Source organism: Oceanospirillum sanctuarii, from assembly GCF_002150805.1.
GTDB classification, from domain to species: Bacteria; Pseudomonadota; Gammaproteobacteria; order Pseudomonadales; family Halomonadaceae; genus Oceanospirillum; species Oceanospirillum sanctuarii.
On sequence record NZ_MTBA01000004.1, the window covers coordinates 817,546 to 834,230 of the forward strand.

Annotated in this window: 14 protein-coding genes and 2 pseudogenes; 3 read left to right on the plus strand and 13 right to left on the minus strand. The window is 46.3% G+C overall.

The genetic code is table 11. The features are described 5' to 3' along the window. The first annotated feature begins 10 nt into the window (after window positions 1-10). From BV405_RS10735 to BV405_RS10740, 3 genes and pseudogenes are all read left to right on the plus strand, one after another. Window positions 11-1,158: pseudogene (locus tag BV405_RS10735) on the plus strand (IS3 family transposase). Between the two features lie 18 nt (window positions 1,159-1,176). Next, window positions 1,177-1,308, plus strand: a complete 132-nt coding sequence (locus tag BV405_RS18020) for a hypothetical protein (protein WP_281251668.1) — start codon at window positions 1,177-1,179, stop codon at window positions 1,306-1,308. An 18-nt stretch (window positions 1,309-1,326) separates the two neighbouring features. Continuing rightward, window positions 1,327-1,707: pseudogene (locus BV405_RS10740) on the plus strand (IS110 family RNA-guided transposase); the annotation flags it as partial. Window positions 1,708-1,949: 242 nt separating this feature from the next. On the opposite strand, the gene BV405_RS18025 reads toward BV405_RS10740, so the two are convergent. The 13 genes from BV405_RS18025 to flgB all read right to left on the minus strand — a co-directional run bounded on the left by BV405_RS18025 (window position 1,950) and on the right by flgB (window position 16,669). After that, window positions 1,950-3,113 (minus strand): flagellin N-terminal helical domain-containing protein, encoded by a 1,164-nt coding sequence (locus tag BV405_RS18025; RefSeq protein WP_086480840.1) that lies wholly within the window; start codon window positions 3,111-3,113, stop codon window positions 1,950-1,952. A gap of 146 nt (window positions 3,114-3,259) precedes the next feature. Beyond that, window positions 3,260-4,438, minus strand: coding sequence for a flagellin N-terminal helical domain-containing protein (locus tag BV405_RS10750; protein ID WP_086480841.1), 1,179 nt, complete (start codon window positions 4,436-4,438; stop codon window positions 3,260-3,262). A gap of 305 nt (window positions 4,439-4,743) precedes the next feature. Further along, entirely contained in the window at window positions 4,744-6,027 is a 1,284-nt protein-coding gene (flgL, locus tag BV405_RS10755) for a flagellar hook-associated protein FlgL (RefSeq protein WP_086480842.1), read from the minus strand. 5 nt (window positions 6,028-6,032) lie between these two features. Next, window positions 6,033-8,219: a flagellar hook-associated protein FlgK gene (gene flgK / locus BV405_RS10760; protein WP_086480843.1), complete on the minus strand. Its 2,187-nt coding sequence runs from the start codon at window positions 8,217-8,219 to the stop codon at window positions 6,033-6,035. Between the two features lie 58 nt (window positions 8,220-8,277). Then, window positions 8,278-9,273 carry a flagellar assembly peptidoglycan hydrolase FlgJ gene (gene flgJ, locus BV405_RS10765; protein ID WP_086480844.1) on the minus strand — a complete coding sequence of 332 codons (996 nt, stop codon included), beginning with the start codon at window positions 9,271-9,273 and terminating at the stop codon, window positions 8,278-8,280. An 81-nt stretch (window positions 9,274-9,354) separates the two neighbouring features. After that, window positions 9,355-10,440 (minus strand): flagellar basal body P-ring protein FlgI, encoded by a 1,086-nt coding sequence (locus BV405_RS10770; RefSeq protein ID WP_086480845.1) that lies wholly within the window; start codon window positions 10,438-10,440, stop codon window positions 9,355-9,357. A gap of 9 nt (window positions 10,441-10,449) precedes the next feature. Next, on the minus strand, window positions 10,450-11,112 hold the full coding sequence (flgH, locus tag BV405_RS10775) for a flagellar basal body L-ring protein FlgH (protein WP_086480846.1): 663 nt from the start codon (window positions 11,110-11,112) through the stop codon (window positions 10,450-10,452). A gap of 44 nt (window positions 11,113-11,156) precedes the next feature. Further along, the gene (flgG, locus tag BV405_RS10780; protein WP_086480847.1) at window positions 11,157-11,942 is read right to left on the minus strand and encodes a flagellar basal-body rod protein FlgG; all 786 of its coding nucleotides are present in this window, start codon (window positions 11,940-11,942) and stop codon (window positions 11,157-11,159) included. A 28-nt stretch (window positions 11,943-11,970) separates the two neighbouring features. Further along, window positions 11,971-12,711 (minus strand): flagellar basal body rod protein FlgF, encoded by a 741-nt coding sequence (locus tag BV405_RS10785; RefSeq protein ID WP_086480848.1) that lies wholly within the window; start codon window positions 12,709-12,711, stop codon window positions 11,971-11,973. Window positions 12,712-12,940: 229 nt separating this feature from the next. Continuing rightward, a complete protein-coding gene (locus BV405_RS10790) occupies window positions 12,941-15,064 on the minus strand; it encodes a flagellar hook-basal body complex protein (RefSeq protein WP_086480849.1) in 2,124 nt (707 codons plus the stop codon). A gap of 25 nt (window positions 15,065-15,089) precedes the next feature. Beyond that, on the minus strand, window positions 15,090-15,797 hold the full coding sequence (locus tag BV405_RS10795; RefSeq protein WP_086480850.1) for a flagellar hook assembly protein FlgD: 708 nt from the start codon (window positions 15,795-15,797) through the stop codon (window positions 15,090-15,092). Window positions 15,798-15,812: 15 nt separating this feature from the next. Then, window positions 15,813-16,265: a flagellar basal body rod protein FlgC gene (flgC, locus tag BV405_RS10800; protein ID WP_086480851.1), complete on the minus strand. Its 453-nt coding sequence runs from the start codon at window positions 16,263-16,265 to the stop codon at window positions 15,813-15,815. Between the two features lie 2 nt (window positions 16,266-16,267). Beyond that, the gene (gene flgB, locus BV405_RS10805) at window positions 16,268-16,669 is read right to left on the minus strand and encodes a flagellar basal body rod protein FlgB (protein ID WP_086480852.1); all 402 of its coding nucleotides are present in this window, start codon (window positions 16,667-16,669) and stop codon (window positions 16,268-16,270) included. Window positions 16,670-16,685 lie beyond the last annotated feature (16 nt).

Below are 16,685 nucleotides of genomic sequence, written 5' to 3' on the forward strand. Positions count from 1 at the left end.
AGGAGATGTCATGAAATCCAAGTTTACAGAAGAGTTTAAGATACAAGCTGTCAAACAGATCACCGAAGAAGGTTATGCCGTCAGCAGTGTTTCTGAACGAATCGGTGTTTCGAGCAACAGTCTATATAACTGGCTGAAGCGGTACGGGGAGAACAGCGAGCAATATCTCCAATCCTCTGAATAGGAAGCACGCATTAAAGCGTTAGAGAAAGAACTGAAGCGGGTGACCCAGGAGCGCGATATCCTAAAGGAAGCCACGGTATTTTTCGCCAACGAGTCCAAGAAAAGTACGCGCTCATAAAATCCCGGCTCACCCTATACCCCATTCGCCTGATGTGTCAGACACTTCGCATCCAGCGCAGCGGATTTTATGCGTCGATGAAGCAGTCTGTGTCTGATCGGGCTAAAGAAGACAGACGATTGCTTGGGTTAATCAAACAATCTTGGTTAGAGAGTGGCTGCGTTTACGGGTATCGAAAAGTCAAAAGTGATCTACGAGACCTCGGAGAAACCTGCAGTAAACACCGGGTAGCTCGTCTTATGAAGCAGGAGGGGTTGAGAGCTCAAGTTGGCTATCGCAATCGTAGAGGTATGTATGGCGGCAAACCCGCTCATGTTGCCGATAACTTACTCAACCGAGATTTTTCTCCCGACCGGCCCAATCAACGCTGGGTAACAGACATTACGTATATCAAAACTCACGAAGGTTGGCTTTATTTGGCTGTGGTGCTCGATCTGTTTTCAAGAGCGGTTATTGGTTGGTCAATGAGCTCACGAATGGAGAGTGAGTTAGTCACACAAGCATTATTAGCCGCTGTCTGGCGTCGCAAACCCAAAGAAAGGGTGCTCATCCATTCAGATCAAGGTAGCCAATTTACAGGTTATGAGTGGCAGGACTTTTTGGCAAAGCACAATCTTGAGGGTAGCATGAGCCGTCGGGGTAACTGCCATGATAATGCTGTAGCAGAAAGCTTTTTCCAGCTACTCAAGCGAGAGCGAATCAAAAAGAAGATCTACCCAACAAGAGCTAAAGCTCGATCAGACATTTTTGACTATATCGAGATCTTTTATAACTCTCGGCGTAAACACGGTCACGCAAATAATCTGCCGCCACTGGTTTACGAACAGGTTGGGGTTAACAAGACAAACACGGTCTAGAGAAGGCTGGTCGATTCAATGTCAAAGAGCGCACGGCAACGCAGTCTTCGTTTACCGCAAGCGCTGTTCATCGAGCTTCAGGAAGCACACGACCACTATTGTTATCTGAACCAACGTATCGCGGTACAGGATCAGAAAATCAAAGCCTGAGTTGAACAGGATGAACTCTGCCAACTGGCGAAAACAATACCGGGGGTTGGCGATATGGTCTCGAGCCTATTGGTCGCGAGCGTCGGCGATGGCCGACAGTTCAAAAACGGACGGCATATGGCGGCATGGATGGGGCTGGTGCCACGACAGTATTCGACAGGTGGTCGAAATACATTGCTGGGTATCAGTAAGCGAGGCAATAAACGATTACGCAGTCTCTTTGTCCATGGCGCAAGGGCTGTGTTAGCACACTGGAAAGCAGAAACAGGTCTGTTCAATCAGTGGTTGGGCAGGCTGCTGGAAACCAAGCCCTACAATGTGGCTTGTGTCGCTTTAGCCAATAAACTGGTGCGTATTGCGTGGGCGGTGCTCAGCAGTAAAACCGCATTTAAGGCTTGAGCGATCACCGGGTTTGCAGGTACTTATGATGATGAAAACGGTTGAACCGTCCGGATAGGATCCCGTTCTATAAAAACAGTAGCGAATACTGTGGTTTTTTTAGGGCTATCCGGCGCGGATGCTCATCGAGGAGCGGAGGACAAGAGCCTCCAACGAGACTCCGAATACATTAGCGCAAAACCACCTCGTCGTTGAAAGTGCTTGCAACAACGAGGGGAGCCATACATTTTATAACTTAGTAACTACCCTAAAAGGGTCAGTGCTGTCTGCGGCAGCTGATTAGCTTGGGATAGAATGGTAGTCGACGCCTGCTGAATAATCTGATTACGGGTCAACTCAGCAGTTTCTGCTGCAAAGTCCGTATCCTGAATACGGGATCTAGAGTCCGAAACATTAACAACAGCGGTTGTATTATTCCTCACAACAGAAGTCAGACCGTTTTGCTCTGCCCCTAATTTAGCGCGCTGCTTATCTACCTGAGTAATCAAATTACTCATCGCATCCAGCAATGAGTCCGTCGCAAATGCTGTTAATTCATTAAACTGAGTCCCATCATACCCTGTTGATACAGCTCCGGTGAGGTTCAAAACACCTGATACAGCCGCCGCTACCAAAGACGCATTAGCTGCTGATGCCGTCGGCTCATTAATCAAAATCGTTGCTAGGGCAGAGGCATTGATCGTTACTCCGTTATTAACACCCAGCTCGTTAGTGGCAATAGAAGCTACATAATTATTAAACAATTCACCTACAGCATCGCTAACCCCAGACTGGTCGTTTACGACCATATAAGCAGCAACTATCTCACCTACTGTGCCATAGTTCGCAATAGTAGCACTGGTCATATCTGACAAATTAGCGGTGATAGACTCGTCATTCGCGATTTTGCCGAACAAAGCTGCAAGCTTAGCATTTCCTGTAGTAATGGTATCTTGCTCTGCAGCATAAGCACCTGTCTGAATCTGAAAACCTGCAGTCGGAGAGTCTCCATTAAGAATTTTTTGTGTACCAAAAGCGGTTCTATCAGCGATGTCATTATTGACATTTAGCAGCTTCTCGAATTCTTGTCCAAGCGCTGAACGATCCTCTGATGACAAGGTTCGATTCCCCCCCTGAACAACCAGCTGACGCATGCGCTGGACGTTGTTAGTAATCTCGCCCAGCGCACCCTCAGCAATTTGGGCAATAGAAATACCATCATTTGCATTACGTGTTGCTTGCTCCAATCCAATGACCTGAGTAGTAAGACGATCAGAGATCTGAAGCCCTGCTGCATCATCTTTAGCACTATTGATGCGACTACCGGAAGAAAGCTTCTCAAAAGAGCTATTCATACGCGCAGTCACATCCATCAAGTTTTTCTGGCCGTTCAAAGCGGCTACATTGGTATTTACGAATAAAGCCATTTTAAGCCTCGTTATTTAATTCAATTGTTACAAGATATAGTCCGCAAGAACGGAGATACAGATACAGATACAGATACAGATACAGATACAGATACACAAATATGAAGGGATCCTTTCTTGACAAGGATAACCCACCGAAAAAAGTCTTACCCCAAAAGTGTCAACGCTGTTTGTGGCAACTGGTTAGCTTGGGATAAAATGGTAGTTGACGCCTGCTGAATGATCTGATTACGAGTCAACTCTGCAGTCTCGGCAGCAAAATCTGTATCCTGAATACGCGAACGTGAATCAGATACATTCACTACTGCAGTTGTATTATTTCGCACCACCGAAGTCAGGCCATTTTGTTCAGCACCTAGCTTAGCACGCTGCTTATCGACCTGCGTAATCAAGCCACTCATCGAATCCAACAAAACATCTGTAGCAAAACCATGAACAGTATTTAACTCCTCACCCGACCAATTTGATACAGTTGTCAACTCAGATGATAGCCCAGTAATGTTTGCACTAACCAATATAGTGGCAATTTCAGAGGAGTTGGCCGCCGATGCAACTGTTTCTTTAGTTAGAATAGTAACCAAGCTACTTACATTAACCTCTGCTGCTGCGGTTGTTCCAAGCTCGCTGACATTACCCTCTACAGGAGTGAAAAGGGCAGCTGCAGCCAGACTGACGGCGGAAACATCATTTACCATCATATAGCCTGCAATTAACTTCCCAGCCGTGCCCATCGCCCCCAAATCAGAAGCCGTCGCATTAGTTATCAGCGACAGCGCACCTACCCCAGACTCGTCAACTGCGACCTTACCAAATAAAGCTGTTAGCTCAGCATTACCAGTAGTAATAGAATCCTGCTCTCCAGCATAAGCCCCAGTCTGAATTTGAAATCCAGTTTCTGGAGATTCGCTATTGAGAATTTTCTGCGTACCAAAGGCTGTACGGTTAGCTATACCATTATTTACATTTAGCAACTTTTCAAATTCTTGGCCAAGGGCTTCACGATCATCCGATGACAAAGTTCGATTCCCGCCCTGGACAGCCAACTGACGCATGCGTTGTATGTTATTTGTCATTTCTCCTAAAGCGCCCTCTGCAATCTGGGCAATCGATATTCCATCATTGGCGTTACGGGTAGCCTGCTCCAAACCGATTACCTGTGTTGTCAAACGGTCAGAGATCTGAAGGCCCGCGGCATCGTCTTTTGCACTATTAATTCGACTGCCAGAAGACAACTTCTCAAAAGAGCTGTTCATACGTGCAGTTACGTCATTCAGGTTTTTCTGGCCGTTAAGAGCGGCAACATTAGTATTTACAAATAGAGCCATATTCAGTCCCTTCCGTTCTAACTGGTTTTGGACGCGCGACCCAAAAGCCACATATCAAATTAGTATCGTCAGACACAGCTAGTCTATTGTTATGCACCTGACTTTACCTTACAGCAAAGCAAACACCATGCCACAAAAAAAAACACTTAAAAATCAACAAGTAAACAGTCAGTACCGGCAAAAACTAAAATCAGAATTCAAAAACGGCAAGGTTATAATCTTAGGTAGGAAAAGAATGGCCGTTGTGGCTATAAAAATGCCGCTCATCTGGAGCGGCATTTTCTAGTTTGGATAATTCACCTTCGTTAACTGATGTAATTAAACAGGCTTAAAGCTGAGATTTTACTGAAGGTCTGCTGAGAGGCCTGAAGCGCCGTCTGCTCAAGCACGAAACGACCAGTGGCCTCCGCATAGTCCAGATCCTCGAGATTGCTTACCTGCTCTTTCAGGAAAATCTCAACACTAGCATTATTACCACCAACAGCCTCAATACTGTTACGCCGAGTCCCATGCTCAGTTCGAGCAACCTCAACACTATTCAGCCAACTATCCAGATCATTAAGGGAGGATGCCAGCATATCTTTATCTTTATCCGCCCCAGAAAAACTGGCAAGAGTAGTCGCCAAACGCTGCATTCCCGTAAGCATATCCTGCTTTTCGTTATTTACACGTAAAGTGAAAGTATCACCAGCAACAGGAGCCTGGTCTGCAGGTGCTGGAGGCACAACCGGCAACGATAATGTCAGATCTCCCGTTGAAGCATCAGCGCCACTATTCAAATAATCAGCTAAAGCCTCTAGAGTGTTTGCTGTACCAACTGAAGGTGCAGATAGATCTATGATGCTACCGGTAGGCCCAGTAACAACAATTTCCGGAGGAACAGTAGCGTCGTTGGTAATCTCGATCTGATAATCACCAATTTGATGCCCATCTAAGAAGGCATGACTTCCAGTAGATGAAATATCACCTGTGCTTGCATTCTGGTCTGACGGATAACTCTTTAAAGCATTTTCAGCAAATAAAGCAGAAGGGATATCTTCAAAAATCTCTTTGCCCGTCATATTTAAAGCCGAGCGCACGCTATCCGAAGTTTGCACTGAACGCTCTTTCGAATCCCCTTGATAGCTATAGCTACCATCTGATTGCTTAGCGAAAGGGGCGGTGTCTACTTTACTACCGGAGAAAATGTAATTGCCTTGCTCATCTTTGGTATTGATCAGCTTTTCAAGCTGATCAGTAATTTCACGCATCTCAAGCCCGATAGTCTTACGCCCATCATCGCCAATTGCATCGTTATTAGCCTGGATCATCAACTGACGAGCACGCTGGAGACGATTATGAATCGTCTCCAAGGTAGACTCACTTGTACGTAAACTTTTCTCTGCATAATCAATATTCTTGCTGTACTGTTCCATGTTCGCCAGCTTGTTCTTGGCATTAAACGCCAAGGTACTGGCCACAGGATCATCGGAGGGGGTTAATACTCTTTTACCAGTACCCAGTTGCTGTGAGGTATAAAATAATTCTGTCTGCTTTTTGAGAATACTGTTGGTATTGTTATGGTTAATCAAAGAGGTAGAAACTCTCATTTTTATTATCTCCCTACAGCATTAATCAAAGATGAAAACAGCTGCTGCGAAACAGCAATTAACTGTGCCGAAGCGTTATAGGCTTGCTGAAACTTAACTAAGTTTGCTGCTTCTTCATCCAAATTAACACCCGACACTCCTTCACGCAGATTAATACTCTGCTCAAGAATCGCAGCACCGGACTCCGCATTAATTTTAGCTTCCGCAGTTTGAATCCCAACAAACTCAGCAATATGAGAGTATGAATCCTGGTACGTCACTTTTCCGTCATCAATAACGCCTTTTGACTGAAGGTCGGAAATTGCTGCGCCATTGGAATTATCGCCAAAACCATCGGTATTAAAACCAATCAGAACAGCATCACCAGCTTGAGGGATCCCCCCCAAATCCATTGTGAAGCCCCAATCATCAGGAATGACATTCTGGGTTTCCCCTAGCGTAAAGCTCTGGGTTGAAAACTCATAGTCAGCTGCTGGAGTTGTATATGAGGAGTTAGGAATAATGATTTTGTATTCCATCGTGGAATCACCTGTTGTGTAATTACCGTCAGGATCAAACTCCACCTTGACGCCGTTCGGTAAATCCACGACCTCATTGATACCATCGCCATCATTATCAGGCAGATAAGCTTTAATACTGCCATCGCGTTGATCAAAATATACGCTTGGTAGTTCTGGTGTATCCGCAGAAAATGAGGCTGGCACACCAGAGGATTTGAAGACTTGGTTAACTTCACGTGAAATAACTTCAACAGATCCTTTGTTATAAGATGCTTCTATGGCACGCATTGGTGATGCTAGCGCAATCTCATCACCATCAGTGATTTCTCGCTGAATATCCATTGCTCCATTACGAGTTGGTGAAATGGTAAAGTCATCCCCTTCATACACTCGATCTGCGGCAGAGGATGGTATTGAAAAGGCAAAGCCATCTACCTCAATATTTCCAGAGCGTAAATCATCAAGAGAAACCACAGACTTATTAGTAGCCGGAGTTGTAGAGGTATCAGTAAAACGCAGTTTATTACCTTCAGAATCTCGTAGGGTAAAGGTTGCGTCAGGCCCTCCAGACAAAGCGCTTAATCGATAATCTTTGTTAGTCAAAGCAGATGGATCTCTAATTTCCACCTGAAGCCCCAAGCTGCTATTAGAATTGTTATCTTGGTATGAAGTCACCCGTGATTCCATCAGCTCACGTTCGTTCACATCTCGAAAAAAATGACCACCTAAATCATTATTTAGATTCATCCCAAGCTTATGCTGATCATTGAAAGTTTCCGAAATTGTAATGGCTAATCGACCCAACTCATTCATAGCAGGGTTAAGAACCTCCTCACGAAAGCGCAACAAGCCTCCCATCTCCCCGCCGGTAACAAGATCCGTAATCATCTTGTCACCTTCTTTTGGATCAGTGTAATACACATCTAAAGCATTTTGCTCAGAGCGCCCTGGAGCTGCTTTTATACTGAAAGAGTCTTCATTGATAACCAACGGAAAACCATCACCAATGAATACAGACACTGTCCCATCTGATACTTCTGTGGTCTTAACACCAACATACTCACTCAGTTCACGAATTTTTTCATCACGCAAGTCCAGCAAATCATTAGGCGGAAGACCACCGCTTCGTCCATTAGAGCGAGAAATCTCTTTATTTAATTCAGCAATAGCTCCGGATATCCGGTTAATATCCAAGATATTCGTTGCCATCTGTGTATTGAGATTATCACTGGTATTTTTGTACCTATCATGAACCAAGTTAAATCGATTAACTAAAGTTTCAGCCTGGGACAAAACCAAGCCTCTTAAAGGCTGAGAGTCAGGCTCATCATTAAGCGATTCCATTGCTGCAAAAAAGTCATTTAATACAGCTCCTGGGCTTGAAGACGGATCAGCTAAAAGATTATCCAGCTGTTTTGCATAGTCCAATACAGCCTCATACTCTTTGGCAAGGCTTGTATCGTTTCGCACCTGCTGGGTAAGAAAAGACTCTGAGATACGACGAATCGTCGTGGTCATCGCACCAGTACCAAAATAGCCTTCACCAGTACCATAGGCAGGTGTCGTCTGCTGAATAGCCTGCTGACGGCTGTACCCAGGAGTATCCACGTTTGCGATATTGTGACCCGTAGTGTTCAGTGCATTCTGGTGAACATGGGTACCCGAATAACCTAATTTAAGAAGATCTGTCATCGTTCCGCTCCAATATCAAGAACCTCATTTGGCTCTTAACACAGTGAATAACCCGGCATCATCCCTGGCTATTTTGATAATTTTTTACGGCAACAGTCATACTGGTGCTGTTGATAATTCGTTGAATTTTTTGCGCATAGGCCGGATCAGTTGCGTAACCTGCATCCTGCAGGCCTTTAGTAAACTTAACCGGATCTGAAGCATGCTTCAGTGCTTCGGTATAACGAGGGTTACTCTTAAGAAAATCAGCATAATCTTTGAGGCTTGCTTCATAGTTATCGTAAGCCCTGAAAGGAGCTTGCTCTCTCTGAGCGACACCACCACGGTACTCAAGGGTAGAAACAACAGCAGACTTACCTGACCAACGGCTATCCGCCTTAATACCAAACAGGTTAAAGCTGTTCTTACCCTTTTCATCGTGAATCATGTAGCGTCCCCAGCCTGTTTCCAGAGCAGCCTGAGACAACATCACCTTCGGATCAACACCCAGCTCTTTTGCCGCTTTTTCAGCGATAGGGTACAGAGAGCGGACAAAGTCTTCCGGCGACGAGAACCCTTTTTCGATTCGTTTAGCTTCCTCAGCAGCTGCAGCTTTTTCAGCACGCTCAGCAGCAAACTTCTCACGCCAGCTCTGCATCAACTCGGGATCAAAACGACTGGCTGGGAAACGGCTTCCACGATCAAGCATTTCCTGAATAGAGATAGGATTACGGTTTTTATCGGCTTCGGTCTCAAGACCATAGTCTTTACTCAACTGCCGAACCAACACATCAGCCAAGCCGAAAGTACCACCCTCTGTGATAGTCACTGCCATCTGCTCATCGAACATCTGCTGATAGAAACGAACCTGCTCACTATCAAAAATTCCGTCTTTAGAAAGCAGCTCATTGGATTGGCGGGCATTTTTCATGATCATTTGAACCATCATGGCTTCAAACTGAGCGGCAACCTCTTTCAGCGCCTCGGGATCATCTTCCCTAGCCCCCTTTCTCAGAGACTCCAGTCCCTGAACATCGGTGACAACCCGCGCCTGATCATATCTGCTATTAATCATTTACCTGCCCTTCCAAAGCTATTGCCGCTTTCATCAATACAGGCTTTACCAGCAAAGTCTATGCCATCAAACAAAGACAGCTTAGATAACCACCAGATCTGCTTTCAACGCACCCGCCTGCTTTAAGGCCTCCAGAATCGCCATCAGGTCACCAGGGGCAGCCCCAACCTGGTTAACGGCACGAACAATCTCATCCAGTGTCACGCCAGGGGCAAACTTAAACATGGTTGAGTCATCCTGACGAATATCAATATTGCTAACCTGCTGGACAGCAGTCTCACCATCGGCAAGCGCATTGGGCTGAATAACTTCAGGAGCCTCTTCAATGGTTACTGTAAGACTACCGTGGGTCACCGCTGCCGGGGAGACACGTACATTTTGACCGATAACAATTGTCCCGGTACGCGAATTAATAATAATTTTTGCTGACTCTTCTCCCGGCTGAACCTCAAGGTTTTCCAGTACAGACAGATAGCTGACTCGCTGAGAAGGGTCTCGCGGAGCACGGACACGAATAGATACAGCATCATAGGCCTGAGCGACATTATCACCCAGCAGATCATTCACCCGCTCAGCAACCCGCTTCGCGGTTGTGAAATCAGGGCGATGTAGATTAAAGGTGATACTGTCGCCGTTATAGAAATTGTGAGCAACAGCTCGCTCTACCGTTGCACCATTAGGAATACGACCTACACTCGGCACATTAACCTGAATCCGTGAACCATCTGCACCTTCAGCTCCAAGACCACCAACAACCAGGCTACCCTGTGCCACAGCATAGGTATTTCCATCCGCGCCACGTAACGGAGCCATCAACAGGGTGCCACCGCGTAGGCTTGCCGCATTTCCAATAGAACTCACGGTTACATCAATACGCTGGCCCGGCTTGGTAAAAGGCGGCAATTCAGCATGGATAGTCACTGCAGCAATGTTTTTCGACTTAGGGTCGACACCGGGCGGCAAAGTAATGCCGAACTGGCTCATCATGTTGGCAAATGTCTGGTTAGTAAAAGGGGCTTTATCACCGGTTCCACTAAGGCCAACAATAAGGCCGTAACCAATCAGCTGGTTGGTTCGCACACCTTCAACGTTGGTAATATCTTTTAGGCGCTCAGCATGAGCTAAAGCGGCAACCATCATCAGAACAATTGAGATTAAATAGCGCATACGAGGCTCCTAGAATGGCCACCAACTACTGTTAAAGAAACGCGTCAACCACCCCTGCCGAGTTGTATCAGCCAAATCACCTGTACCACTATAGGTCAGCCGGGCATCCGCCAACTTGGTCGACATTGCCGTATTTTCCGGAGACACGTCATCCGGACGCAACAAGCCACTCACACGAATAACCTCTGATCCATTAGTCAGATTCAGCCACTTCTCCCCTTTCACCAACATCAGGCCATTTGGATAAATCTGATGAACCGTCACCGTAATACTTCCTTCAAGACTATTACTCTGACCTGTCGCTCCCTTTCCTGCAAAGGAAGTATCATTTTGAATACTTGTAGCCAGATCTACCGGCTGCTGTCCAAAAATAGTCGGATTCGCAATAGTGACGTCGTTCGATTTTGACAACGACGCATTTGTCGATTTTTTTGAGCTGGTGGTTTCGGTCAGTAACACCGTAATCACATCTCCGACACGGTAGGCCTTGCGATCACCATAAAGAGTCATACTGTAATTCTGCTGATACAGAGAACCATTACTGGCCGGTGGAGGAGCAATATGACTCGGCTGAACAGGCGCATAAAAAGGATCATCCGGTTTGATCATCTCTTCTTTAGACTGACAACCTGCCAATACAAACGCCAAAGTAAGTGCCATTATTCGCTTCATACCTAACCCCACCTCAAACCATCAAATCGCCGTAACACCCAGACTTACAAAGTCTGTGTCAGATTACGCAGCATACCATCCGCAGCTGATACTACTTTAGAGTTCATCTCATAAGCACGCTGGGTGGAAATCATATTCACCAACTCTTCCACAGCATTAACATTGGAGTTCTCTAGCATCCCCTGCTCAGTAGTTGCCAGACCATCATCACCCGGCACACCTACAATTGGAGCTCCGGAAGCAGCAGTCTCTTTAAAGAAGTTACCGCCAATAGACTGCAAACCAGTAGGGTTAACAAAGTCCGCAATAGTGATCTGACCAATCTCTTCTTCCTGAGCCTCGCCAGGCAGACGAACAGCGACAATACCATCACGACTGATACTCACTGACTGAGCGTTCTCTGGCACCTGAATCTCAGGCTCTAACAGAAAACCTGTGGCCGTCACGATCTGCCCCTCAGCATTCACCTGAAACTGTCCATTACGGCTGTAGCTAAGCGTCCCATCAGGCATCTGAATCTGGAAGAAGCCCCGACCATCAAGCGCCATATCCAAAGGCTGCTCGGTAACCTGCAAGCTGCTTGCCGTGTGCATTTTCTGAGTTGCAACCGTACGAACACCGGTACCCAGCTGCAGACCTGAAGGTAGCTGAGTATTCAGAGAAGACTGAGCACCTGGCTGACGAACCTGCTGATACAGCAGATCCTGAAAAATAGCTCGTTCTTTTTTAAAGCCAACCGTGCTGACGTTTGCCAGATTGTTTGAAATCGTACGCAGCTGTGTGTCCTGTGCGCTTAAACCTGTTTTACTGACCCATAAAGCTGAATGCATTGTCTTATCCTCAATTCGGTTTCAGTTGTTAGCTCATACGCATAACAGAAGCGGCCGCAGCCGAGTTTTCATCAACGGTCTTCATCATCTTGGTTTGCATTTCATACTGACGCGTTAATGACAAAATATTGATCAGTTCCTGAGCGGCATTGACGTTACTGGACTCAAGAAAACCTGATTCAACGGTAACGAAAGCATCTGCCGGAGCTGCCTCGCCGGAGCGAAGACGCATCAAGCCATCTAAGCCTTTTTCCATCTGCTGCTTGTCTGGGTTAACCAACTTAATACGGTCTACCTGCGCCAGTTCGTTAGCAGCCGCCCCCTGAGCCTGCACAGAGATCACGCCATCAACACCGATCTCAACGTGAGCCGCGGGTGGAATTACGATTGGCCCACCTTCACCCATCACCGGAAGCCCCTTGCCGGTTCGTAAAACACCGTTAGGGTCGATGACCATCTCACCAGAACGAGTGTAGGCCTCATCACCAGTATTCGATTGCACCGCAATCCAGCCATCACCCTGAATCGCAATATCAAGAGCACGATCAGTCTGAATAAAAGTTCCGCTTTGCATATCAGTAGCCGGGCGTTCCGTCAGCGCATAAACCCGGGTTGGAAAGTGCTCGCCAAAAACAGGCATTGCACGAGACTGTTCAAAGTCTGCTTTAAAGCCTGTCGTGTTTGCATTGGCTAGGTTATTAGCCCGGGCTGTTTGCGCCATCATATTGTGCTTGGCACCTGTCATGGCGATATAAAGCGCTTTATCCATAATGACCTACCTCGTAATCATCCTTTGCACTAACTGTCACAGGACAACATCAAAAAGGGTGAGCCTTTGCCGTTTTCCTTTAAAACCGGAAACTTACACCGCCTAAAAACGGCAAAGGGCTTGCAACTACCTAAGTAATTGCAAGCCCTATGCCAAGAATGCATTTCCGACACCCCAGAAAGAAAAAAGCCTCTCAAATAGAGAGGCTTTTAAGGTCAATATCAGTCTATCATCGCAGATTAATAATCGTCTGAGTAATGGTGTCTGCTGTCTGCAGCGTTTTGGCGTTTGCCTGATAATCACGCTGTGCGATAATCATATTCACCAGTTCCTCGGAGAGATCCACGTTAGAATCCTCTAATGCCTTGGACATAATATTACCGGCAATACTTACACCCGGCTCATTAACAACCGGATCACCCGAGGTTGTCGATGCTGCCCACATGGTACCACCCACCGGAGTGAGACCCTGCTCATTGCGGAAGTTAGCTAAAGCAACCTGACCAATCAACTGGGTCTGACTATTGGTATAGCGAGCGATAATCGTACCGGACTCATCAATATCTAATCCAGCCAACTCACCTGTCGCATAGCCATCCTGATAAAGAGAGTTAGCTCCAAAGGCACCTGCGAACTGAGTAGTATTGGTTAAATCAATCTCAAAAATCTGAGGTTCATCTGAACCGTTTTGGTTGCCTAACCCATCTTTAGGCACCCAATCCTTAATCTTCATTGTTGGAAGCGGCTCATCCAAAGCCCCAAACTCTGTAAAGTTAAAGGAGAAGTATTCCGGCGTATTGGCATTAGCATCTGTAACCATTTCACCATCAACCGAAACATACATATGCCAACGGTTTTCAGCCGCCTCAGATTCAAGCGCATTCAGAACCTTCAACATCGTCTCAGATGCTGCAGTATCATCCCCCCAATCCTTTTCTACATCCTGAAGAGCATTCAATGCTAGCTGATACACACCCGCTTCTTCAGTCCCCGGATTTGCATCCCGACGACTTTCAAGCTCCGTTACAATAGCATCATATTGGGCCTGATAGTCCTCTCCGAGAGTAGTGTATGGCGCATTAAAAGCGGTTCTCAGATTCCCAAGATTTAACTCATCTGTTAATGGATCGGCACCTGCCGTTAAAACATTCGACCTCAGATCACCTGTAACTTTATCAATCCCAGCATACGCTCGCTGACCGCCTGACAGAGTATTTTCAAGCTCAGATAAAGCACCATCAAAAACCCCTTTGGTTATTGTACCCGGTACAGTAGGCAGATAATCATTAATCGCACTGTAGACCTCTTCATAAAACTCTTTAATTCGTCCAGACGAGCTATCCACCATGCCTTCTAGAGCCGTTTTTATGCTACCAATGCGATTGGCATATTCCGCTTCAATTTCACTTGTATCAGCTGTGCCATCATTATTACCATTTGCGTCCGCACTAGAAATCGGATCTGAGCCGTCAAAGTTCCCTGCAATACTGAAACCACTACCTACAGCATCAAATATCGCCTGAATATCTGAATCAAGAGTGTCGTCAACACCTGCACCATTATTTCCAGAAGCACCCGCATCTCCCGGAAAAATATTTTCACCCTCATTAATACTGGTGTAGTTGCCAGTACCATCCATCACACCTTCAACACCATATCGTGCGGCACCAATCAATGTCTGGATAGCCCGTGTCGGCTCACCATACTCAGGCAAATACGGCGGCTGCTTAACAAAGTATTGTGTCATGGTGTGAGAGTTACCCAGGGTATCGTAGAGCACAGATGGGTAAATATGGGTATAAGTATCCGAGTCATTAGCATCAAAAATGTAGTTAGTCGGCGGCTCAGCACGAGAATCAAGGTTGAAAGCAATATCAACCTTGGAGGTTGCATTCGGCTCAACATTACTCTGCGAGATATAAATATTATCAATCACCCCCACAGAGATATCATCACCGTTAGCATTAGCTGGATAGCCTTGTAATTTCTGCCCCGTTGAGCTAATGACAAAACCTTCCTTGTCGATACCAAACATACCCGCACGGGTATAACTGGTCGTGCCATTACCATCTTTGACAATAAAAAAGCCGCTGCCGTCAATAGCAAGATCCAAGCTATTCTGAGTAAAGGTGGTGCCGCCCTGGCCGAATTGTTGAGCGATATTGCTTACACGAACACCATTACCAGTTAATCCCGTAGCAGAACCCAGACCTGATTTTGCATAAACATCGGCAAATTCAGCACGGGAACGCTTAAAACCAACAGTGCTGGCGTTTGCAATGTTATTACCAACAGTATTCAGATTCTTTTTGGCTGCTGACAGGCCAGAAATACCAAGACTGAATGTACCCATAATCTATAATCCTTCTTTTCTAAATTTAGAAAAATTCATTCACTTCGCTTAACGCAATCGAGCCTTTACCGGCAAGGTTTAGCCACACTTCGCCGCCATTGGCGATGGTGACACTGTTCACGTTAGCGTTGGTATAAGTCGTCAAGCTGTATGACTGACCTTCAATCTCAGCGCTGGACACAACCTGATAAAGACCAGGCTCCGCCATTTCGCCATTATCCATCACACCATCCCATTCAAAGTTAATCTGACCTTCTGAAAAATAGCCTGATTCGTTTCGATATTGGCTGGTATCGATAGTTTTCAGCACCTGACCGTTATTATCCATAATCTTCATATCCATGTTATTGGCTGAGGCAGGCACAAAAACACTACCAGTCAAATTACCACCCTCAATGAGATTGCCGATATTGGACTGAATCTGAACTTTACGACCAACCAGCGCAGAGGCCTGCAGCGCCTGTGAAGATTGCAGAGAAGTAATAAAACCCTCTGTAACCTTATTCAGGTTCTGAATACCTTCCACCATGGAAAGCTGTGATAGCTGAGCCATATATTCCGCATTACCTTGCGGCTCGAGAGGATCCTGATTATTCATCTGTGCAATCATGAGCTTCATAAACTCATCTTTACCCATCTCGTTACGCTTGGCAGCTTTTGCGGCTGCGTCAGCCTGATTACGGGCATCAATACTGTTGTTTGCCCAAAACTCGCTACTTGTGTCTATTGCCATGACCCACTACCTCGCTTACTGGCCTAACGTCAAAACACGCTGCATCATCTGCTTAGCGGTGTTCATGACTTCAACATTGGTTTGGAATGAGCGGGAGGCCGACAGCATATCCGCCATCTCTTCCACCACATTAACGTTAGGATAGAACACGTAACCTTCTTCGTTCGCCATCGGATGATCCGGCTCGAAACGTCTCTGCAGCGGCGCATCACTCTCAACAATACCGCGCACCAGAACACCTTCTCCTGCACTGTCACGAGGATCAAAGCTGGTCACCGGATTGCCGATTTCACCCTGCTTATAGTTTTCCAGCATAGGAGCAAAAACCGCCTTACGGGCACGATAGGTCTCATCAACACTACTACTAACACTCTGTGCGTTAGCCATGTTACTGGCAGTAGTATTCAGACGCAGAGTCTGTGCACTCATGCCGCTACCGGCGATATTGAAAACCTTACCTAAAGACATAATTATTCACTCCTCAGCGCTTTGCTCAGCCCTTTGAACTTACTGTTCAGAAAGGTAAAGCTGGACTGGAATTCAAGAGCATTTCGAGCGTACTGAGCCTGCTCGATATCCGTTTCTACCGTATTACCATCAACAGCTGGCTGAGTCGGAATCCGATACTTCAGCGAACTTTCAGTCGCTACGGCCTCTGCAGGGATATGACGCGCATTTGTTCTTTGCAGCTCCATGCGGTCACGGTTCTCATATTCCCCCCGCAGGATGCCTTTAAAATCCAGATCACGCGCTTTAAAACCCGGCGTATCTGAGTTTGCCAGATTGTTAGCCAGTATCTCTGCCCGCTTGGTTCGCACGGCCAGCGCTTCATCATGAATACCCAAGGCGTTCTTAAAGCTGATTGCGGTCATAATTTGCCCCACCTAT

What these genes read in the sequence shown, in the direction of transcription:
- BV405_RS10790 (WP_086480849.1), bottom strand. Translation starts at nt 15,064, where the DNA reads ATGGGTACATTCAGTCTTGGTATTTCTGGCCTGTCAGCAGCCAAAAAG.
- flgB (WP_086480852.1), bottom strand. Translation starts at nt 16,669, where the DNA reads ATGACCGCAATCAGCTTTAAGAACGCCTTGGGTATTCATGATGAAGCG.
- BV405_RS10795 (WP_086480850.1), bottom strand. Translation starts at nt 15,797, where the DNA reads ATGGCAATAGACACAAGTAGCGAGTTTTGGGCAAACAACAGTATTGAT.
- flgK (WP_086480843.1), bottom strand. Translation starts at nt 8,219, where the DNA reads ATGACAGATCTTCTTAAATTAGGTTATTCGGGTACCCATGTTCACCAG.
- flgH (WP_086480846.1), bottom strand. Translation starts at nt 11,112, where the DNA reads ATGAAGCGAATAATGGCACTTACTTTGGCGTTTGTATTGGCAGGTTGT.
- BV405_RS10750 (WP_086480841.1), bottom strand. Translation starts at nt 4,438, where the DNA reads ATGGCTCTATTTGTAAATACTAATGTTGCCGCTCTTAACGGCCAGAAA.
- flgL (WP_086480842.1), bottom strand. Translation starts at nt 6,027, where the DNA reads ATGAGAGTTTCTACCTCTTTGATTAACCATAACAATACCAACAGTATT.
- flgJ (WP_086480844.1), bottom strand. Translation starts at nt 9,273, where the DNA reads ATGATTAATAGCAGATATGATCAGGCGCGGGTTGTCACCGATGTTCAG.
- flgG (WP_086480847.1), bottom strand. Translation starts at nt 11,942, where the DNA reads ATGCATTCAGCTTTATGGGTCAGTAAAACAGGTTTAAGCGCACAGGAC.
- flgC (WP_086480851.1), bottom strand. Translation starts at nt 16,265, where the DNA reads ATGTCTTTAGGTAAGGTTTTCAATATCGCCGGTAGCGGCATGAGTGCA.
- BV405_RS18020 (WP_281251668.1), top strand. Translation starts at nt 1,177, where the DNA reads ATGTCAAAGAGCGCACGGCAACGCAGTCTTCGTTTACCGCAAGCGCTG.
- BV405_RS10785 (WP_086480848.1), bottom strand. Translation starts at nt 12,711, where the DNA reads ATGGATAAAGCGCTTTATATCGCCATGACAGGTGCCAAGCACAATATG.
- BV405_RS10770 (WP_086480845.1), bottom strand. Translation starts at nt 10,440, where the DNA reads ATGCGCTATTTAATCTCAATTGTTCTGATGATGGTTGCCGCTTTAGCT.
- BV405_RS18025 (WP_086480840.1), bottom strand. Translation starts at nt 3,113, where the DNA reads ATGGCTTTATTCGTAAATACCAATGTAGCCGCTTTGAACGGCCAGAAA.